The sequence below is a fragment of the Rhodococcus sp. M8 genome, assembly GCF_015654185.1.
In the GTDB taxonomy this organism is placed as follows: domain Bacteria; phylum Actinomycetota; class Actinomycetes; order Mycobacteriales; family Mycobacteriaceae; genus Rhodococcus; species Rhodococcus aetherivorans.
The window spans coordinates 3,173,574-3,193,908 of sequence record NZ_CP064065.1 but is presented as its reverse complement, the minus strand read 5'-3'; the positions used below and the strand labels follow the sequence as shown (position 1 = coordinate 3,193,908).

Below are 20,335 nucleotides of genomic sequence, written 5' to 3'. Positions count from 1 at the left end.
AATGCGGAGGAACGACAGCGAGGAGGACAGAACGAGACGTCGTGGGCCTCTCCCGTGGCACCGCCACGGGAGAGGTGGCACCCACGGCCGGGGCACGCACGGTGCTGTGTGCGTGCCCCTCCGGGGAGGTGTCCGGTGTGCCTGGCTCAGGCGTGCTGGGTGAAGCCGCGCTGGCCGGGCTTGCGGTTGGGTGCGAAGCCGACCTTGGCGAGGGTCTCGTCGGCGTCGGCGTAGCGCTCGTCGAGCTTGTAGATCTCGCGGGCCTCCTTGCCGGTGGCCACCTGCCGGCCGAGTTCACCGGCGATGCGCACGAGCTGTTCGATCTGCTGGACCGAGGTCATCTTCTCCTTGGTCGGCGTCCACAGGGTGTCCTCGTTGCCGACCCGGCAGTGCAGGCCCATCGCGATTGCCATGGTGTTGATCGGCAGTACCGACCGCATCAGGGTCTCGAGGGTCAGCACCGCGCCGTCGGGGGTGCGGCGGATGAACTCCATCATGTTGTAGGGGTTGGGGCCGTCGAACCCACCGCCGATACCGACCCAGGTCACCATCAGCGGGCCGGTGTAGACGCCGCGGCGGATCAGCCGTTCGACGGTTTCGAGCTGCGGGATACTCGAGAGCTGGAAGTGCGGCTGGATACCCTTGGCCTGCAAGCGCTTCAGGTGCTCTTCGACCCATTCCGGGCCGGCCGGGACGACCATCTCACGGTACGCCTCCCACACCTCGGGACGCTCGAAGGAGGTACCGCGGATGTCGTCGGGGGTCATCAACTCCACGATGTTCATCTGGCTGGTGTTGATGGCGATGGTGACCTGATCCGGGGCGGGATCGAGCTCGGCCAGCATGTGGCGGGCGTCGTCCGAGAGCCACTTGGCGTCGGCACCCTCCCCCTCGGGGGCGAACGAGATCGACCCACCGACCTGCAGGATCATGTCGGGCACGGCCTCACGCAACCGGCCGAGCAGCTCGTTGAACTTCGACAGCCGCTTGGAGCCCTTGCCGTCGAGTTCACGCACGTGGATGTGCAGGACGGTCGCGCCGGCGTCGTAGCAGTCCACCGCCTGCTGGACGTGCTCGTCCATGGTCAACGGCAGGTCCTCACGGAAGTCGTCGAGTTCCCATTCCGGGCCGTACGGCGCGGCGGTGATGACCAGTTTCTCCTGGTTCTCGGGGAACAGGGAATCGTCGAGGAAGTGCATCTGTGGTCTCCGTTTCAGAGTCGATGAGGAAGGAAGAGGAAGTCAGAAGGGGCGGTCGCCGATGATCCCGGCGCGCTCCATCTTGCGTACGGCGGGCCAATAGTCCTGCACCGCATAGTGTTGGGTGGAACGGTTGTCCCAGATGGCGATGCTGTTCTTCGTCCACCGCCAGCGCACCTGGTACTCGGGGATCGCGGCCTGGCTGATCAGGTACTGCAGCAGATTGCCGGCGCCGGGGGCGTAGTCGATCCCGAACCGGACATTGCCGGGGGTGTGGTAGTTGACCAGGTGCGTGGCAAAGGCGTTGACGAACAGGATCTTCTCGCCGGTCTCGGGGTGGGTGCGCACCACCGGGTGCTCCGCGTCCGGGTACCGCGCATGCAGCTGATGGCGCTGTTCCATCGGCAGGGCGGCACCGAAGCTCGCCTCGATGCTGTGCCGGGCCCGCAGTCCGGCGACCTGTTCCTTCACCGGCGCGGGCAGCCGCCGGTACGCCTCGGCCATGTTCACCCAGACGGTATCGCCACCGACCGGCGGCGTCTCCACGCACCGCAGCACGCACCCCATGGGCGGGTTCTGCCGCCATGTGGCGTCGCAGTGGTAGGCGTTCTCGTAGTGCTCGGGCGGGCTGTCGACGTCCTTGTAGATCCGCACCAGGCCAGGGTTGTCGGGGTCGCTGCCGACCATCGGGTGATCCTCGAGCGGACCGAACCGTTCGGCCAGCGCCACATGCTCGGCGCGAGTGATGTCCTGGTCGCGGAAGAAGAGCACCTTGTGTTCGAGCAGGAGCGCGTGCAGCTGCTCGAACAGCGCATGGTCACGCGAAACCTCCCCGAGGTCGACGTCGAACAGTTCGGCGCCGATGGTGCAGGTGAGCGGTTCGACGCGGAACTCCCGCGTGGTGGTCGTGGTCGTCTCCGACGGCCGGGTGGTGGTAGTCATGACAGATCCTTCGTGGGTGGTGGGGTGGCGGTGGTGTCCGGAGCAACATCCCGCCCAGCCGGGGTCAGAGGGTGAAGACCGACGAGCCGATGCTGCGACCGGCTTCGAGATCGTGGTGGGCGCGGATCGCGTCTTCGAGTGCATACCGCTGGTTGATCTCGATCGCGATCTTCCCGGTTGCGACGTGGGAGAACAGCTCTCCGGCGAGTTCGGCGCGCTCGGCCGGGTCGGCGATGTAGTCCGCGAGCGCCGGACGGGTCACGAACAACGATCCCTTGACCGCGAGCTGCATTGCGTCGATCGGCGGGATGGGCCCGGAGGCGGTACCGAAGCAGACCAGCAGACCGCGGCGCGCCAGCGAATCGAGGGAGGTCGAGTACGTCGTCCTGCCGATGCTGTCGTACACCACGGGAACGCCGGCGCCGTCGGTCAGTTCCCGCACTCGCTGCGCGACGTCCTCCTGCGTGTAGATCACGACGTGATCGCACCCGTGGGCGCGCGCTGTCTCGGCCTTCTCCTCGCTCGAGACCGTTCCGATCACGTTGATTCCCAACAACTTCGCCCACTGGGTGAAGATCAGGCCCACGCCTCCCGCCGCGGCGTGCAGCAGTACGGTGTCCCCGGCCTTCAGCGGGTGGATGCGGCGCAGCAGGTAGGCGGTGGTCAAGCCGCGCATGGTCATCGCCGCGGCGGTGTCGAACCCGATGGCATCGGGCAGGGGGATCAGGTGTTCGGCGGGCATCACGCGCTCGGTGCTGTAGGCGCCGAGCGGGCTGCCGGTGTAGGTCACCCGGTCGCCTTCCCGCACGTGCGCGACGTCCGGTCCGACGGCCTCGACCACGCCGGCGGCTTCGACGCCCATGCCGGCCGGCAGGGGAGCGGGGTACAGGCCGGTGCGGAAGTACGTGTCGGCGAAGTTGAGACCCACGGCCTCGTGCCGGATCCGGACCTCGCCCGGGCCGGGGTCTCCGACCTCGACGGCTTCCCACCGCATGACCTCGGGGCCACCGGTTTCGTAGAAGCGGACGGCTTTTGCCACAGTCTCCTCCTTGTCGCGCCTGCCGGCCCGTTCCACGGGGCAGGCTTCGGCGCCTTGATGTTTCTCGGGATGAAATTGCTTCCCGCTGTACGGGATCCGGGCTGTCGAGGGCACGTTGCCGTGCTCGACGGCGGTCGGTGTTCCGGCGGGAGGAGGTGGGCGATGTCGCGGCCGTGGCCGACGTTCCCCTCTTCCCAACCGGCTCTGTGTGATGGACCTAACAGTAGTGGAGTTCATGCCCGAATGCTTATCCCTAGGGGACGTGAAACTGTGCATTTCGGGACATGCAATGTGCGCCGGGGAAGGCTCTCGGTCCGGGCGGTCACCACATCCGGACTCGTCGATCGGATCCGGTCGACGTGGGTCGCGAATCCGGTGAGGGATCAGCGCGTTCCGGGCCGGTTCCAGGGCACGGGGCAACAGGCCGACAACCCGACCGGTGCCGGCCACCGAACCGGCTCCTGCCCGCCGGAATCGACGTCAGTGCGCGCCTGCTCGTTGCGGGCCGACTGCGGCCTCGGGCGGAAGCACTGGCGGCGGTCCCGATCGACGACGGCGGCGAAGCGCCTTCTCCGCCTCGACGACGATCGGGACGATCAGCGCCCAGCCGAGGCAGGCGAGCCACTGGCCCCCGGTCAGCGAGGTGGTCATCAGGAGTTCCTGGAGGAAGCCGATTTCGACGGCGAATACGGTGACCACGACGGGAATCGACAGGATCTTCAGCGCCCCGAGTATCGGTGCCTCCAGGCCGGACTCCGGATCGCGCCGCATGACGAGTCCGGCGAGGACGGATCCGAAGGACAGTACCACGAACGCCGTGGTCATGGGGACGTTCGCTTCGGTGGTGCTCATCTCGCCCGGGGCGAGGAGCATCGCGGCGAGGGTGACGGCGAACTGCAGTATGCCGTAGGCCAGCCACTGCGTGAACGCGCTCCGGTTGGCGATCGGCATCTCGGGGTCGCGGGGCGGTTTGTTCATCAGGTCGGGCGGCGGCGGGTCGAGCATGATGACCGCGACCGGGAACAGGGTGATGAAGAAGTGCTGGAACAGCACCATCAGCGGGGTCAGCGCCACCCCGTCGTTGATGTCGAAGATGCTCGCGACGAGGAACAGCAGCACCAGGGAGAACAGTTTCGACATCTGGTAACGGATGTAGGAGACGATCTTTTCGTAGATATTGCGGCCCAACCGGATCGCGGTGATCAGCGTTCCGAAGTTGTCGTCGGTGAGCACCATCTTGCCGGCCTGCTTGGTGACCTCGCTGCCCGAGCCCATGGCCACCCCGATGTCGGCCTTCTTCAGTGCGGCCGCGTCGTTGACCGCGTCGCCGGTCATCGCCACGACCGCGCCGGCCTTCTGCATGACGCCGGCGAGACGGAGCTTGTCCTGCGGGGTGACGCGACCGAACACGTGGAGGTTCGGCAGTGCTGCCGTCAGTTCCTCGTCCGACATGGCCTGCAGCTCGGCGCCGCCGATCGCGCCCGGCCCGAGGCCGAGCTCGGCGCCGATGGCGGATGCGGTGATCGCGTGGTCTCCGGTGATCATGCGGACGTCGATGCCGGCCTCGTGGGCGGTGCGCACGGCCTCGATGGCCTCCGGCCGGAGTGGGTCGATGATGCCGACCATACCGACGAACGTGAGGTCCTCGACGAACGCCATCGGGTCGGCGTTCACGGCCGGCTCCTGCCCGTCGAGCAGGCGTGCTGCGAACGCCAGGACGCGCAGGCCCTTCTCGGACATGGCCTGGTTCGCCGCGAGCAGTTCCTGCCGGACGTCGCCGATCGGTACCGCCTGCCGGCCGGGACGGAAGGCGTTCGTGCACCGCGCGAGAACGACGTCCGGTCCGCCCTTGACCAGTTCCACGAATCGGGTGGTGCCGTCGACCGGTAGGTGGTGGAACGTCGCCATGAACTTGTACGCGGAGTCGAACGGCACGGCGGCGACGCGGGGATACGTCCGCCGGGTCTGGGGAGCGTCGACGCCGACCTTCGCGGCGAGCACCACCAGGGCGGCCTCGGTGGGATCGCCGACCACCTGTCCGGTGTCGGAGACGGTGGCGTCGCTGTCGAGGCACAGCCCGTAGGCGAGCAGGGTGAAGTCGGGGGCCGCCTCGCCCGCGACGTGGGTGATGCGCCCCGACTTGCTGTATCCCTCGCCGTCGACGGTGTACCAGCGGCAGTGGAAGTACAGGGACCGCACGGTCATCTGGTTCATGGTCAGCGTGCCGGTCTTGTCGGAGTTGATCGCGCTGGTGGCGCCGAGGGTCTCGACGTCGGTGAGGTTCTTCACGACGGCCTTCGCCTCGGCCAGCTGGCGGGCGCCGTAGGCGAGCATGGCCTGGACGAACGTCGGCAGGCCGGTCGGGATCGCGGAGACCCCCATGGAGATGCCCAGCAGCAAGACCGTGGCCAGGCTCTGTCCGCGGATCACGCCGAGGACGACGATGAGAGCGACCGCGGTCCACGCGATGATGCCGAGCATCTTGGTGAGCGAATTGAGTTCGCGTTGCAGCGGCGACTTGCTCGGCGTGACGGCCGAGAGCATCGAGGCGATGCGGCCCATCTGGGTGTGCATGCCGGTTTCGGTGACCACCATGGTGGCGGTGCCGCGGGTGACCGAGGTGTTCTGGAAGACCATGTTGCTGCGGTCGCCGAGGGGGACGTCGGCGGCGCCGAGAGTCTGGGGATCCTTCGGGACGGGGGCGCTCTCGCCCGTCAGTGCCGCCTCCTGCGTCTCGAGGGTGGCCGAGGTGAGCAGCCGCCCGTCCGCGGGGACGATGTCGCCCGCCTCGAGCTGCACGACGTCGCCCGGCACCAGGTCGGTGGCGGCGAGCTGAACCAGTGTCCCGTCCCGGGTCACCCGCGCCTGCGGGGTCTGCATCTTCGCCAGCGCGTCGACGCTGGCGCGGGCCTTCAACTCCTGCCGGGTGCCCAGGACCACATTCAGTCCGACGAGTACGGCAACGATGATCGCCGTGGGGATCTCCCCGATGACGACGCTGACGACCGCCACCGCGACCAGCATCAGGTTCATCAGGTCCTTCAGCTGGAGCAGCGCGAGCGCCCGTGCCGACGGTGCGGGTTCGGAGACGATGCTGTTGGACCCGTAGCGTCGACGACGCTCGCCCACCTCGTCGCTCGTCAGTCCGGTCTGCGTGTCGGTGGCCAGTGCGGACACCACGACGTCGGCACTCTGGGCGTGCCACGTCGTCTGCGTTTGCCCTGTCGCGGGGGTGTCCGTCCGTTTCGGCGTGCGTTCTGTCGAGGCCATGACTGGCAGGTCCTTCCCGGCGCGGACGTCAGTAGGGAGTGGGGATCCAGTGCAGCGGTTGCGTCGACACCCGGTAACCGTCGGGGCTCTGCCGCGCCGGCAGGGTGATGTCGGGACCTTCCAGGGGCTCGTAGGGGATCTTGCTCAGCAGATGGCAGATGATGTTGAGCCGCCCGCGCTTCTTGTCGTCGTTGTTGGCGACATACCACGGTGCCCAGCCGGTGTCGGTGAAGCGGAACATCTCGTCCCGCGCCCGTGAGTAGTCGTACCACCGGCTGTACGACTGCAGATCGAGGTCCGACAGCTTCCAGATCTTGCGCGGATCGTCGATCCGGCTCTGCAAACGCAGCGTCTGTTGCTCCTCGCTCACCTCGAGCCAGTACTTCAGCAGGATTACCCCCGACTCCGCCATCGCGCGTTCGAACGCCGGAACGAGCTGGAGAAAGCGGTGCGACTCCTCCTCGGTGCAAAACCCCATCACCCGTTCCACACCGGCACGGTTGTACCAGCTGCGGTCGAAGATCACGACCTCACCACCGGCGGGCAGATACGGCAGATACCGCTGCACATACATCTGCGTCTTCTCCCGCTCGGTCGGTGCGGACAACGCGACCACGCGGAACACCCGAGGGCTCACCCGCTCGGTGATCGCCTTGATGACCCCACCCTTCCCGGCGGTGTCGCGCCCCTCGAACACGATGCAGATCTTCGCGCCCGACGCTTTCACCCACTCCTGCACCGCGACGAGCTCGGCGTGCAGCGGTCTGAGCAGACGCCGGTACTCCTTGTTCTTCATCGGTGGGGTGAACTCGACGGTCGGCGCGTGCAATTCGCCGGTATCAGCATGCTGCTGCGGCCCGCGCTTCGCGTCGCTGTGCGCCGTGCCCTTCTTCTTTTTCTTCTTCGATTTCGAGGGTGCGGATTTCGATCCCACAGCTGTATCTCCTGCTACCAGGAATCCGATGGATCATGCCCGGGGCCGGCTCGGGACCTTTCCGACCCGACGTCGAGTTCTCGAGTCCGGCACCGGAGGTGCGGACGATGCGTATGAATCGAGGGGGAATCGCCGGACGTCGCGCTCGCGTGTTCCGTCGATGGCGTGCATGGGTGGGATTCTCCTCCCAACCGTGCAGGGCATGTCGCGTTTTGCGGCGGATGGTCGGCGCTGTGTCGATTGCGAGGGCGGCCGATTACGAGGGCGGGGGCTCATGCCGGCGTCCCCGGCCTGCCGGCTCGCGGGCGCGAGTGGACGGGTCGAGCTTCGGCATCACGTCAGGTCGTTTCGATGTGACGTGCCTGGATCTGTTCCGACGACGAGTCTCCGGCGCGCCAGCGACTCGGGGTGCAGCCGAAGCGCGTCCGGAACCAGCGCGAGAAGTTGCCGGGCGAGGAGAATCCGAGCAGCTCGGAGACCTCCGTCAGGGAGTAGCGCCGGTTGCCGACCATGTGCCCGGCCAGTTCGGCGCGGACCGAATCCAGGAGCGACGAGAAGGTGTGGCCTTCCTCGGCGAGTCTGCGGTGCACCGTCCTGCGGTCCACCCCCAGGCTGCGAGCGACCTGCTCGATCGAGCAACGACCGGTGGGAAGCAGGAGTTCGATCAGCTCGCGGACGCGATTGAGCGTCGTCGCCTCACGAGGGGCATGCATCGAATCCAGGAGCTGCTGGGCGTAGGGTCGCAACAGCGGATCGGACATCGCATTGGGGGCGTCGAGGTCCTTGGCATAGAGGGTGATTCCGTCGAAGTCCTGCTCGAATTCGACGACGGGTCCGAAGGTCCGGAGGTGCGTGCGCATGTTGCGCGGGGCGGGATGGGTGAACGACACGGTGACGGGCTGCCAGGCCGGCCCGAGGAAGCCTTGCAGCAATCGGTGCAGAACTCCGACGGCGAGCTCGACAGATTGGCGGAAGGTCCCGGGTTTCCCCAGGTCGAGGGTGAGCCGGAGGGTCGCGACACCGCGGTGTTCGTTCAATCGGATGCGTAGCGCTTCGTTGTACATGTGCTCGTAGCGCATGAGGACCTTCAGCGCGCTGCGGACGTCCGGTTCCTCCCGGATGACCAGGCTCAGCGGGCCGAGGTTGGAGAATCGCCGGCGCTCGGCGAGGGCGAGACCGAAGTCGTCCCGGCCGGACTCGGCGGCGGAGCGTTCGAGCAACTCGGCGATCGTCGCTGCCGGCACCCAGCGGTCCTGCAGGCTCAGGCCGGCCGGGTCCAGCCCCGCGCTCCTGACGAGAGAGGCGGGGTCCAGGCCCAGCGAGTGGGCGAGTTCGACGTAGTTGTTCAGTGAGGCATAGCGTGCGAGAGGCTTCAACTGCCGCTTCCTGTCCCGAATCGATAAGCCACGCGACGAGTGATGACGACTATATCGGCGTCGGCCGAGAGGCTCGACGCCGCGACCGCGGGTTCGCCCGGTGCTGGGACGGGTCACGCCCGCCGAGACAGGAAGAAAGAAAAAGGACCGGCACGTCCGGTCGCCTCACGGCGAAAGGCGCAATGCAGCTCCAGCCGGACGGAACTCTGCAAAGGCAAAATAACTGAGCCCGGGGGACACGGAGCGTGCCGATCCGAACTCTTCAACACCGCCCCTGTCCCGGGTATTCCATCCCCGCCCGTGTGAACTGCATCTCGGATCGCTGATTTCTCACATTTCCGTCCGCCGACGCGTCTACCTCGTATACGCCGGATGGAAGGATCAACCCCGTGAACGCGACGCGAACCCACACGGTCGTCGACTCACCGATCGGACCGCTGACCCTGGTACGGACGGACGGGGCACTCAGTGGCCTGTACCTCGCCGAACACCGGCACCGGCCCGGCCCGCGCACCTTCGGAGATGCCGCGGCGGCCGGCTTCGAGGAGGTCACCGAGCAGCTCGCCGAGTACTTCGCCGGGCAGCGCACCGAGTTCACCGTGCCCCTGGCACTGCACGGCACCGCCTTCCAGCTCCGCGTCTGGCAGGCGCTGCGGACCGTCGCATATGGCACGGTGTGCACCTACACGGACCTGGCCGCCGCCGTCGGGCACCCCACGGCCGTGCGTGCGGTGGCCGCCGCGAACGGCCGCAACCCCGTCAGCATCGTCGTGCCGTGTCACCGCGTGATCGGCCGCAACGGCAGCCTCACCGGATACGCCGGGGGTCTCGCCCGCAAGCGCCACCTGCTCGACCGGGAGGCGCAGGTGACCCATGCCGTCCCCTGACCCGCTGCCGCCGTTCGAGCGGGTCGTCGCCGAGCACGGTGCCACCGTCCTGCGGGTGTGCCGCGCGCTGCTCGGTCCGGTCGACGCCGACGACGCGTGGTCCGAGACGTTCCTTGCCGCGCTGCGCGCCTATCCGGCGCTGCGTCCGGGCAGCAACGTCGAGGCGTGGCTCGTCACGATCGCGCACCGCAAGGCCGTCGACGTCCACCGCGCCCGGGCGCGGACACCGGTGCCCGTCGCCGCCCTGCCGGAACGCCCCCTCACCTCCGGGATGCCCGAGCCCGACGACGACCTGTGGTCGGCGGTCGCCGCGCTGCCGTTCACTCAGCGCGCTGCTGTCGTCTACCACCACGTCGTCGGCCTGCCCTACGCCGAGATCGCCGCGATCCTCGGCAACTCCACCGACGCCGCGCGCCGCGCCGCCGCCGACGGCCGGGCCGCGCTGCGCCGCCGCTACCTGACGGAGGAACCGTCATGACGCTCGAATCGTCGCCTGTCGATGCTGCCGACCTGACGCGCCTGCACGCGCGGCTGATCCTCGACGCCGAGGCCGCCGACCTGCTCGACGTCGCCTATCGGATCGTCGACACCCCCGTGGGACCGCTGCTGCTCGCCGCCACCCCCGCCGGCCTCGTGCGCGTCGCCTACGCCGCCGAGGATCACGAGGCGGTCCTCGCCCGGCTCGCCGCCGACATCAGCCCGCGCATCCTCGCCGCGCCCGCTCGGCTCGACGCCGCCGCCCGCCAGCTCGACGAGTACTTCCGCGGCGCCCGCACCGCGTTCGACCTGCCGCTCGACCTGCGCCTGGCCAGGGGCTTCCGCCGCGAGGTGATCACGCACCTGCCGCGCATCGGCTACGGCCGTACCGCCAGCTACGCCGAGGTGGCGACCGTGGCCGGCAGCCCCCGTGCCGTCCGGGCGGTGGGTACGGCGTGCGCGCGGAATCCGTTGCCCGTCGTCCTGCCGTGCCACCGGGTGGTGCGCAGCGACGGAGACCTCGGCAGGTACGTGGGCGGAGTGGACGTCAAGCGCGCCCTGTTGCGGCTCGAGGCCGCGGCGTGAGCGTCGCCCTGCGTTTGGCGGTGACGCCGCCGCTGGCCACCGCCCCGATGCTGGCGGCCCTGCGCAGCCACACCGTCGCCGGCCTCGAACGACACGACGCGGCCACCTGCACGCACGTGCGGTCGGTGCGGGGCCGGCACGGCCCGGCGGTGGTCGCGATCCGGCCCCGGCCCGACGCCGAGCACGTGCCCGTCCGGATCGACGCGGACCGCCGCGACCTGCCCGAGGTCGAGCAGTCGGTCCGGCGGTGGCTGGACCTCGACGCCGAGCCGGCCGTGATCGACGCGGCGCTCGGCGCCGATCCGCAGCTCGGCCCGATGGTGGCGGCCCGGCCGGGACTGCGCGTCCTCGGGACGACGGACTGGTTCGACACCGCCGTCCAGACCGTGCTGGGTCAGCAGGTCAGCGTCGCCGCCGCCGCCACGTTCGCCGGCCGGCTCGTCGCCCGCTACGGAGATCAGGGATCCGGTGATATGCGCTGCTTTCCGACCCCGGAGCGGCTCGCCGCCGCGGATGCCAGCGAGGTGCAGGGTGCGGTGGGGCTCACCCGGGCACGGGTGCGGACCGTGCTGGCGCTCGCTCGCGCCGCGGCTGACGGGCTCGATCCGGCCGAACCGGTGCGGTTCCGCACCGATCTGGCGGCACTGCCCGGCATTGGGCCGTGGACCGTGGACTACCTCGCCGTCCGCGTCCTCGGGGACCGTGACGCGTATCCCGCCGGAGATCTGGTGCTGCGCAGGGCCCTCGGCGTGGGTTCTGCCCGCGAGGCGACGGCCCGGGCCCGGCAGTGGAGTCCGTGGCGGGCCTACGCCGCGTTCCACCTGTGGACGCACGCCGCCTACGGCTCGCCCTCTCCGTAACGGTCCCGTATCGAGACATGCATGGGGAAAAGCACTTTCGTGTCACCGAACAAAAGCCGGGTCGCCGACTCCACCGCAGCGGACAGGTGCGCCGTCGCGGCCTCCGGGGTGCGGGTGTGCACCACGATCTCGTCGTGCTGGAAGAAGACGAGTTCGCCGGTGTCGTCGGCGGCCAGGCGCAGGCGCAGATCGGCCAGCACGCACAGCGCCCATTCGGCGGCCGTCGCCTGGACGACGAAGTTGCGGGTGAACCGCCCCCGCGCCCGCGCGTCGCCGTGCGCGAAGAAGTCGGCACCCGGCGGCGGGCACGCGCGGCCGAGCCACGAATGCACCACCTCACCGCGCTCACCGGCACGTGCGGCGCGTTCCACGAACTCCACCGCCTCGGGAAAGCTCCTGCGCAGCAGGGTGAGCATCGCACGTGACTCGCCGGCCGTCGCACCGTAGAGCACGCCGAGCACGGCCACCTTCGCCTTCGCCCGGTCGCCGCCGAACGCGGCCGCAGCCACCGGTGCGTACAGGTCGTCGCCGCCCGCCGCCGCCGTCATCCGCGGGTCGCCGGACATCGCGGCCAGGATGCGCGGTTCGAGCTGGCCGGCGTCGGCGATCACGAAGACGTGCCCGGGCTCGGCGATCACGCTCGACCGCAGCGCCTTCGGGATCTGCAGGGCCCCACCGCCGCGGCTCGCCCAGCGCCCGGACACCACGGCGCCGGGTACATAGACCGGATGGAACCGGCCGCCGCGCACCCAGGCGTCGAGCCACTGCCAGCCGTTCGTGCTGTGCAGCTTCGACAGATCCCGGTGCTGCAAGAGCAGCGGCACCGCCGGATGGTCGAGTTCGCGCAGCACCCATTTGCGGGTGGACGACAGGTCGATGCCTTCGCGGCGGAACGCCTCGAGAATCTCGTTGTGCGAGGCCGGATTCAGCGCACGACCGAACACCTCGCCGATCCGTGCGTTCAGTTCCGCGATCCGGGGCGGCAGCCCGTCGTCGGCGGGGCGCGGACCGAGGGTGCGCTCGAGCACCCGGCGGTGGTCGTCGGCGGAGAACGGCAACCCGTCGAAACCCATCTCCGCGGCGGCCAGCGTGCCCGCCGATTCGGCGGCGACGAGCAGTTCGAGCCGGGCATTGCCGGCGAGTTCGGTGCGCTGCCGCGCGAACTCGGCGAGCACGGTCTCGGGGTCGACGGTGGGGGCGACGTCGAACAGCCCGGGACGCTCGTCGACCGGTTGTTGTTCCGGTGGTGCGGGAATCCCGGCGCGTACGTTCAGGATCGCGCGTGTGGACGCCAGATCGTGGCATCGGCGCACCCGGATCCCGGCGCGAAGCAGGGCGGGGTACACGGTCGCGGTGCCGGTCCAGATCCACCGCGGCGGATCCGCCGCCTCGAGCGTCCGCACGGCCGTCGCGAGGTCGTCGTGGTGTTCGGCCGCGGCGAGCGGTCGCCCGTCGGCGCCGACCGGAACGGTCCATCCGCCGGGCGGCTGCCCGCCGGCGGTGTCGGGAACCAGTACGGTGCGCACCCGTCCAGTCTGCACCCCGGGCGATTTCATCCCCCGTTTCACCCCGGCGCGGCTGGGCCGGGCGGAATCGGAACGCTACCTTCGAGACCTGGGACCCCGCTGCTCTGCCCTCGAGGAGCAGCGGGGTCCTGTCTTTCGCGTCCTCAGGCCGAGGCGAGGGCGGATGGGACGGGTGCGGGTTCCGCGTCGCTGCGGCGGTGGAATCCGCGCACATCGTAGATCCGGGTCACCACCCCACCCAGCACGAGGCCGATGCCGAGTCCGAGGAGCGTCATCAGGGCGCCCCGGGTCAGACCCGCCGGCCCGCTGCCGTCGAAGTACAGGATGGCCCGGGTCGCGATGTACACCTGGTGCATCGGTTCGAACGTCGACAGCCACGAGTACAACGGCGGCATGGCCTCGAGTGGCACGGTGCCCCCCGACGACGGCAGGCCCAGGATGATGAAGATCAACAGGTTCACCAGCAGTCCGGCGGAACCGAACACGGCCATCACCGAGATCGAGGTGACACCCACGGCGGTGATCGCGAGGGCGCCGTACTCCCACAGCAGCAGGGCGCGGGTCACGGGCATGCCGAGCAGGGTGGCGATCCAGAGGTAGAGCGCGGAGACGATCAGTGCCAGGATCACCATGATCGCCCACTTCACGAGCAGGACCCGGAACCGCGACAGGTGCGCCGTCTTCCGGTCGACGTACCAGGGCCCGTACTCGGTGGGGACGAAGCCGAGGGCGCTGTCGACGAGCGAGTTGACGATGGTGGCGCCGGTGAAGCCCGCGAGGATGAGCAGCAGCGTGTAGTAGAACGCGGACAGGCCCAGTCCGGTGCCGTCGGGCAGGGGCTTGTGCTCGACGAAGCGGATGTCGATCGGATCCGCCAGCACCAAGCGGCTTCCGCCGGACAACTGCAGATCCGGGGCGCTGGTGGCGAGGGTATCGGTGACCGTGGTGGTGAGTTGCTCCCCGACGGTCGTGTTCACGGTGGTCAGGGCGCGGTCGGCGATCGACTCGACGATGCCCTTGCCGAAGGTGCCGGTGCGTGGGTTGGTGTAGACGGTGATGATCGGCTTCTCGATGTCGCCGGGGATCACGCTGCCCTGCGCAAGAATCGACGTGCGTTTGGTGAAGTCGCTCGGAATCACGATCGCCCCGTAGAGCCGGCCCGAATCGAGTCCCGAGGTCGCCGCGGAGATCCCGACCTGTTGCAGATCGATCTCCTCCGGATCGACCCCGTCGGCGATGGCGGCGGTGATCTCGGCGCCGAGGTTGCGCTGCTGATCCGAACCGGGGAGCACGTCGCCGACATCCTGGTTCACGATCGCGACCGGGAACTTGTGCAGATTGTCGGCCGGATTGATCATGCTGCCGATGTAGAGGGCCGCCAGGGCCGCCATCACGGCGGTCACCACGACGACCGGCACCAGCCAGAAGCGGGGGCTGCGCAGTGTGCCGGCGTGGGGGTCGGCGCTGATCTCCGTCGAACTCATTCCGGGCCTTCCATGGTGCGTGCAGTCGGGTAGTGCGGGTGGCCGGTCGGAACGGGCCGGCCACTCAATTGTGCACGCCCGTGAGCAGATAAGCGCCCTACTCGGCCCACTCGTGGCAGGAGACACGTCCCCGCCTCTCGCGCGAGATGGCTCACTCATGGGCACACTGGGGGCCGAGTGAGCGAATGTATCGTGCTGTCGGTCTGATCGAGTGAGCGATACATTCGCTGTTCATCCCGCAGGGCGCGCCGACGAACATCGGCTTCCTCGGCGCCTTGCCGTTCCTGATCGGCGGCATCGGCATGGTGCTGGTCGCCCGCAACTCGGACCGCACCGGCGAACGCAAGTTCCACGTGGTCGCGATGATGGTGCTCGCCGCGGTCGGGCTGTTCGGCACGATCATGTTCGTCGACACCCCGTGGGTGGCGCTGGGCTTCCTGTCCATGACCGCGATCGGCGTGCTCGGCTACCTGGCTCCGTACTGGGCGATGGCCTCCCGCGTGCTCACTCGCGCCGGGACGGCGGTGGGACTGGCCGCGATCAACACCATCGCCGCGATGGGCGGGTTCTTCGGCCCGTACGTCATCGGTAAGAACGCCACCGCCGACGACGTCACCATCGGCCTGTATTTCCCGATCGGGTGCCTGCTCGTGGCAGGAGTGATGCTGGCGCTGGTGAAGCTGCCGCGGGTTGCGGCGCCGGTGGACACCACGAAACTGGTCAGGCCCACAAATGTCTGAGCCCGAGGCTTGACGCAGCCCTTCGACCTCATGGTCGGAGGGCTGCGCTGCGTCAGGAGTGCCTCTTGCCGTCTCGGCAGGTCGTCTTCCTGGGGTTATGCCGCACCGGGACGCAGAACTACTATTACCTTCACAAATATTGCCATAGTTGCTATGGTTCACATCGGGAGGGAGAAGTGACGTGAAGCACTTCCCTGTTCCTTCGAGGAGGGCGTCGGCCGGAAGCACAGATGAGGTCGTCGCATCGTGAGCATGTTTTCAGACAGGTGGTGAAATGGGCATCGCAATGGTCCTGGACATGGCGTCGTCGGCCACACCCGATCGGCTCGCAATGGGACGCCGGGCCGATGGGACTACCTACAGGCAGCTCGACGAGATCGCGTCGAGGGGAGCCACGGTCCTGGAGAAACTCGGGGCCCGCCATGTGGTCTTCGTGGGCGTGAACGGCCCCGTTCTGCCGGTCCTGATGTTCGCCTCGGCGCGCGCCGGCATCCCGCTCGCGCCGCTGAACTACCGACTCGGCGCCGACCAGCTACGCGAACTGATCGAGCGGCTCGACCAGCCGATCGTCGTCGCCGACGACGTGTACGTCGACAAGCTCTCCGGGCTCTCGCACCGGATCGTCACGCCCTCGCAGTTCCACGAGCTCGCACGCACGACGGAGCGGGCGACGGGGGATCGCTCGACCGACGACGACACGGCGATCGTGCTGTTCACCTCTGGGACGACCTCCGCGCCAAAGGGCGTGTTGCTGCGCCACCGGCATCTGCTGTCGTATCTGCTCAACACCGTCGAATTCGGTTCTGCGGGAGAAGAACAGGCGACGATCGTCAGCACCCCGCCCTATCACATCGCGGGTCTGGGGGCGGTGCTCAGCAACATCTACGCCGGCCGTCGGATGGTGTATCTGCCCGACTTCTCGCCCCGGGCCTGGCTCGATCTCGTCCGAGAGGAGGAGGTATCGAGCGCGATGGTCGTGCCGACGATGCTCGCGCGCATCGTGGAACATCTCGACGGCGCACCCGCCGACACACCGTCTCTCGCGTCTCTCGCGTACGGCGGAGCCCGCATGCCACAGCCGGTGCTCGAAAAGGCCCTGACGGCCTTCCCCGACACCGGCTTCGTGAATGCCTACGGTCTCACCGAGACCAGTTCGACGATCGCCGTGCTCGGTCCCGAGGACCATCGGGCAGCGTTCGCCGACCCTGCCCTCCGCGGCCGGCTTGCTTCTGCGGGACGCATCGTTCCCGGGATGCAGGCCCAGGTCCGGGACGACGACGACGTGACCGTCCTCGCCGAGGGGGAGACGGGGCTGCTCTGGGTTCGCGGCGCACAGGTCAGTGGCGAGTACATGGGCAAGGGTTCGGTGCTCGACGCGCACGGCTGGTTCCCCACCCGCGACCGCGCCCGGATCGAGGACGGCTTCCTCTACATCGGCGGCCGCGCCGACGACACCATCATTCGGGGCGGTGAGAACATCGCACCGGCCGAGATCGAGGACGTCCTTGTGCATCACGGCCAGGTCCGTGAGGCGGCCGTGATCGGTGTGCCGGACGACGAGTGGGGCGAGCGGATCTGCGCGGTGATCGTGCCGAACAGCGAGGTTCACGACGATGCACAGTCGTTCCGGGCCTGGTGCCGTGAGCGGCTGCGCGGCTCCCGCACACCGGACGACGTCGTGTTCGTCGACGAGCTGCCGCGGACGCCGACCGGCAAGCTCGTGCGGCGCGACCTCGTCGACCGGATCTGCGCCGTCGCCTGACCGCCACTTCCGGGTACCGCCCCGGGCGCTCATCAGCTCTTTCGCAGTTCCCGATCCGACATGGAGGACGAGACCGACGTGAACCTCACCGGCACAGCAGATCCGACTCAGCAGGCGTGGGTGCTGCGCGCCCGGCCGAGCGGCCGGCCACGCGACACCGACGTCGAACTCGTGGCGACGACGATCGGTGCTCCCGGAGCCGGCGAGGTCCGCGTCGCGAACCTGGTGATGTCGGTCGAGCCGTACATGCGGGGGCGCATGGGCGGCGAGGCCACCTACGCGGAGCCCTACGAGATCGGCGAGCCGATGCTCGCCCCGACCGTCGGGCGCGTCACCGAGTCTTCCAAGAGCGCCGTCCCCGTCGGTGCTCTCGTCCTGCACGACCACGGCTGGCGGGAGCATTCGCTGGTCCCGGCATCCGAGTGCCGTGTCCTGCGGCACGACGACCTCCCGCCCGCCATGCATTTGGGACTGTTGGGGATTCCCGGCATGACGGCATGGGTCGGCGTCGAGCGGATCGCTCGCGTCGTGGCCGGCGATGTCGTGTTCGTGTCGTCGGCCGCCGGAGCGGTCGGCTCGACGGTTGTCCAGCTCGCGAAACTGCGCGGTGCCACGGTGATCGCGAGTGCGGGGTCGCCCGAGAAGGTTGCGCTCACGAGGAGCCTGGGAGCCGACGCCGCGTTCGACTACCACGACGGCCCGATCAAGGACCTTCTGCGCCGTGCGATGAACGAACTCGGTGTCACGGGCGTGGACGTGTACTTCGACAACGTCGGCGGAGAACATCTCGAGGCCGCAATCCGGGTGATCAACGATCACGCCCGCATCGCGCTGTGCGGAATGATCAGCATCTACAACGCGGCCGCGCCGCAACCCGGCCCGAGCAATCTCCTCAAGCTGATCTGGCGGCGCGCGCGCATGGAGGGTTTCCTGCTCGGCGACCACCTCGATGCCCGCGACGAATTCGAGTCGGAAATGGCCGGTCTCGTCCGCTCGGATCGGATTCGCTCGGTGCACACCGAGTTCACCGGTGGCGTCGCGGGCGCGTGGGACGCATTCCTCGGCATGCTCGACGGCACCGCCACCGGGAAGGCCGTGGTCCCGCTTGCCGCGGACACCGCCGGCGGCTGACCGAACCGAACCCGAAAGCACACCTCGATCGGCACCGCTGCTGCGGTACCGGCCCCGAACCTACCGAAAATCCGGCACAGCACCCGAAGCACACGGTGCGGCCCCATACCCGAAGGAGTCACACGATGACCGACCAGGCGCTGCCACTGGAAGGAAAGGTCGCCCTCGTCACGGGCGGGAGCCGCGGCCTCGGCCGGGAGATGACCCTCGCGTTCGCCCGTGCCGGTGCTGACACCGTGATTGTCAGCCGCAAGGTCGAAAGCTGCGAGAAACTGGCCGCGGAGGTCGCCGAGACCACCGGTCGCCGGGCCCTTCCGCTGGCCTTCCATGTCGGTGACTGGGACGCTCATCAACCGCTCGTCGAACGTGTCTACGAGGAATTCGGCCGCATCGACGTCCTCGTCAACAACGCGGGTATGGCCCCGCTGTACCCGAGCCTGGACCAGGTGTCGGAAGCCTTGTTCGACAAGGTCATCGACGTCAACCTCAAAGGCACCTTCCGCCTCACCGCACTGATCGCGCCGCGGATGGCCGCCGGTGCAGGCGGTTCGATCATCAACATCAGCTCGATCGCGGCCGAACGCCCGACGCCGAACGACCTGCCGTACGCCGCGGCAAAGGCGGGACTGAACGCCCTCACCAAGGGCTTCGCGCAGGCGTACGGGCCAACGGTGCGCGTCAACACGGTCATGGCCGGTGCGTTTCTCACCGACATCAGCAAGGCATGGGACATGGACTACGCCAACGAGATCTTCGAGGCCCTGCCGCTGCAGCGAGCAGGGAATCCGGACGAGATCGTCGGTGCCGCCTTGTACCTGGCCGGCCCTGGGTCCACCTACACCACCGGCGCGATCATCCCGGTCGACGGTGGTCGGACGTCGACCGCCTGATCGGGCGAACCCGTGATCGCGAACCCGTGATCGCCGGAACGCGGTGATCCCCTTTACGTCGGCCGTGCCGACCGTTCGACAGGAGTCGTCCCACATGCGTATTCCCTCCCGGCGCTCGCACGCTGACCGCACCGTCCGTCGCCGGTCCTCTCGCACCCGACCCACCGCCGTGATCGCCGTCGCCGTCGTGTCCACGCTGCTCGCCGCGTGCGGCGGGGGTGGTGACGATCGCATCACCTCAGAGGCCGTCGGAGCGACCGGACCCGCCGGGGACGAGTCGTGGCAGAAGATCGTCGGGGCCGCCGAGGCGGAAGGTGAGGTAACTATCTACTCCTCGAACGCGGCCGATGCCCTCGCCGAACTCGGCCGCCGCTTCGAGGCGGACTACGGGATCCGCGTGAACGTCGTCCGCGACGTCGATGCGAACATCCACCAGAAGGTCGGCGCGGAGGCGGACACCGGCAACCAGGTCGCCGACATCGTCACCCAGGCCACTTCACCCTGGGTCGTCGAGCTCGCGGCCGCCGGTGGGATCGCCGAGCCGATCGGTCCGGCCTTCACCGACCCGTCCTCCGAATACGACACCGACACGTTGCTGCGCGAGTCCGGCGACTTCGTCACCGGCGCCTCCGTGCTGACCTTCGGCTGGAACACCGACCGGTACCCCGCGGGACTGGAAAGCTATGAGGACCTGCTCGACCCGGCGCTTGCCGACGGCAAGATCGGTATCGTGCTGCCGACGTCGACCGCGCACGTCGACTTCTACGGCAGCTACCTCGAGCAGGTCGGTGGTGAGGGCTTCGTCGAAAGGCTCGCCGCGCAGAAGCCGCGGATCTACCCGGGCGCGCTGCCGGTCGCGCAGGCCCTCGCCTCCGGTGAGATCGCCGCGACGGTGTTCGCCCAGGACCAGACGGTGGAGAAAAAGAACGGCGCACCGGTCGACAGCGGGTTCGACAAGCTCGTGTGGGGGGCCCCGATGTACACGTCGATTCTGGCGAAAGCTCCGCACCCCAACGCTGCTCAGCTTCTGGCCAACTACATGGTTACCCCGGCCGGGCAGGAGGCGCTCTCGTTCCGCAACGCGGCCGTGCTGCCGAACGTCTCGTCGGCCGTGACGACGATCGACACGGTGGCGCCGCAGGACCTGAGCGCGATGACGCCCGAGGCGCTGGAGGCCCTGAAGGTCCGGTTCGGCCAGCTGTTCAACCAGTGATCCCTGCCGGCAGTGACTTC

At 68.6% G+C, this 20,335-nt stretch carries 17 protein-coding genes; 9 read left to right on the top strand and 8 right to left on the bottom strand.

Annotation, left to right across the window (positions count from 1 at the left end; all coding sequences use genetic code 11):
• Positions 1-146 precede the first annotated feature (146 nt).
• The 6 genes from ISO16_RS14330 to ISO16_RS14305 form a co-directional block, all read right to left on the bottom strand.
• Complete coding sequence (locus tag ISO16_RS14330) at positions 147-1,199, bottom strand: 3-keto-5-aminohexanoate cleavage protein (protein WP_006939913.1); 1,053 nt, start codon at positions 1,197-1,199, stop codon at positions 147-149.
• A gap of 42 nt (positions 1,200-1,241) precedes the next feature.
• Positions 1,242-2,141 carry a TauD/TfdA dioxygenase family protein gene (locus ISO16_RS14325; RefSeq protein WP_072636432.1) on the bottom strand — a complete coding sequence of 300 codons (900 nt, stop codon included), beginning with the start codon at positions 2,139-2,141 and terminating at the stop codon, positions 1,242-1,244.
• Positions 2,142-2,205: 64 nt separating this feature from the next.
• The gene (locus ISO16_RS14320; protein ID WP_072636455.1) at positions 2,206-3,180 is read right to left on the bottom strand and encodes a quinone oxidoreductase family protein; all 975 of its coding nucleotides are present in this window, start codon (positions 3,178-3,180) and stop codon (positions 2,206-2,208) included.
• A 480-nt stretch (positions 3,181-3,660) separates the two neighbouring features.
• On the bottom strand, positions 3,661-6,450 hold the full coding sequence (locus tag ISO16_RS14315) for a cation-translocating P-type ATPase (RefSeq protein ID WP_072636431.1): 2,790 nt from the start codon (positions 6,448-6,450) through the stop codon (positions 3,661-3,663).
• A 28-nt stretch (positions 6,451-6,478) separates the two neighbouring features.
• The gene (gene ppk2 / locus ISO16_RS14310) at positions 6,479-7,384 is read right to left on the bottom strand and encodes a polyphosphate kinase 2 (RefSeq protein WP_072636430.1); all 906 of its coding nucleotides are present in this window, start codon (positions 7,382-7,384) and stop codon (positions 6,479-6,481) included.
• Between the two features lie 338 nt (positions 7,385-7,722).
• Complete coding sequence (locus ISO16_RS14305) at positions 7,723-8,760, bottom strand: AraC family transcriptional regulator (RefSeq protein ID WP_072636429.1); 1,038 nt, start codon at positions 8,758-8,760, stop codon at positions 7,723-7,725.
• A 389-nt stretch (positions 8,761-9,149) separates the two neighbouring features.
• On the opposite strand from ISO16_RS14305, the gene ISO16_RS14300 reads away from it, so the two are divergent.
• The 4 genes from ISO16_RS14300 to ISO16_RS14285 are packed head-to-tail and all read left to right on the top strand — an operon-like array spanning position 9,150 to position 11,569.
• Complete coding sequence (locus tag ISO16_RS14300; protein ID WP_072636428.1) at positions 9,150-9,647, top strand: methylated-DNA--[protein]-cysteine S-methyltransferase; 498 nt, start codon at positions 9,150-9,152, stop codon at positions 9,645-9,647.
• Positions 9,634-10,125 carry an RNA polymerase sigma factor gene (locus tag ISO16_RS14295; RefSeq protein WP_072636427.1) on the top strand — a complete coding sequence of 164 codons (492 nt, stop codon included), beginning with the start codon at positions 9,634-9,636 and terminating at the stop codon, positions 10,123-10,125. Before ISO16_RS14300 ends, ISO16_RS14295 begins: the two co-directional genes overlap by 14 nt.
• Entirely contained in the window at positions 10,122-10,709 is a 588-nt protein-coding gene (locus ISO16_RS14290; RefSeq protein ID WP_072636426.1) for a methylated-DNA--[protein]-cysteine S-methyltransferase, read from the top strand. Before ISO16_RS14295 ends, ISO16_RS14290 begins: the two co-directional genes overlap by 4 nt.
• Positions 10,706-11,569 (top strand): DNA-3-methyladenine glycosylase family protein, encoded by an 864-nt coding sequence (locus tag ISO16_RS14285; protein ID WP_072636425.1) that lies wholly within the window; start codon positions 10,706-10,708, stop codon positions 11,567-11,569. The genes ISO16_RS14290 and ISO16_RS14285 overlap by 4 nt, the downstream gene beginning before the upstream one ends.
• Here ISO16_RS14285 and ISO16_RS14280 read toward each other — a convergent pair.
• A complete protein-coding gene (locus tag ISO16_RS14280) occupies positions 11,548-13,125 on the bottom strand; it encodes a bifunctional 3'-5' exonuclease/DNA polymerase (protein ID WP_072636424.1) in 1,578 nt (525 codons plus the stop codon). The two genes, ISO16_RS14285 and ISO16_RS14280, sit on opposite strands and share 22 nt — an antisense overlap.
• 113 nt (positions 13,126-13,238) lie before the next feature.
• Positions 13,239-14,579 carry a YhgE/Pip domain-containing protein gene (locus tag ISO16_RS14275; RefSeq protein ID WP_072636423.1) on the bottom strand — a complete coding sequence of 447 codons (1,341 nt, stop codon included), beginning with the start codon at positions 14,577-14,579 and terminating at the stop codon, positions 13,239-13,241.
• A gap of 275 nt (positions 14,580-14,854) precedes the next feature.
• Here ISO16_RS14275 and ISO16_RS14270 point away from each other — a divergent pair, with 275 nt between their 5' ends.
• The 5 genes from ISO16_RS14270 to ISO16_RS14250 all read left to right on the top strand — a co-directional run bounded on the left by ISO16_RS14270 (position 14,855) and on the right by ISO16_RS14250 (position 20,315).
• The gene (locus ISO16_RS14270; RefSeq protein WP_230304354.1) at positions 14,855-15,319 is read left to right on the top strand and encodes a hypothetical protein; all 465 of its coding nucleotides are present in this window, start codon (positions 14,855-14,857) and stop codon (positions 15,317-15,319) included.
• A 274-nt stretch (positions 15,320-15,593) separates the two neighbouring features.
• A complete protein-coding gene (locus ISO16_RS14265; protein WP_072636422.1) occupies positions 15,594-17,081 on the top strand; it encodes a class I adenylate-forming enzyme family protein in 1,488 nt (495 codons plus the stop codon).
• A gap of 60 nt (positions 17,082-17,141) precedes the next feature.
• A complete protein-coding gene (locus tag ISO16_RS14260) occupies positions 17,142-18,212 on the top strand; it encodes an NADP-dependent oxidoreductase (protein WP_072636421.1) in 1,071 nt (356 codons plus the stop codon).
• Between the two features lie 125 nt (positions 18,213-18,337).
• The gene (locus ISO16_RS14255) at positions 18,338-19,102 is read left to right on the top strand and encodes an SDR family NAD(P)-dependent oxidoreductase (protein ID WP_029546425.1); all 765 of its coding nucleotides are present in this window, start codon (positions 18,338-18,340) and stop codon (positions 19,100-19,102) included.
• A 94-nt stretch (positions 19,103-19,196) separates the two neighbouring features.
• Positions 19,197-20,315, top strand: coding sequence for an extracellular solute-binding protein (locus tag ISO16_RS14250; protein WP_072636420.1), 1,119 nt, complete (start codon positions 19,197-19,199; stop codon positions 20,313-20,315).
• The last annotated feature ends 20 nt before the right edge of the window (positions 20,316-20,335 follow it).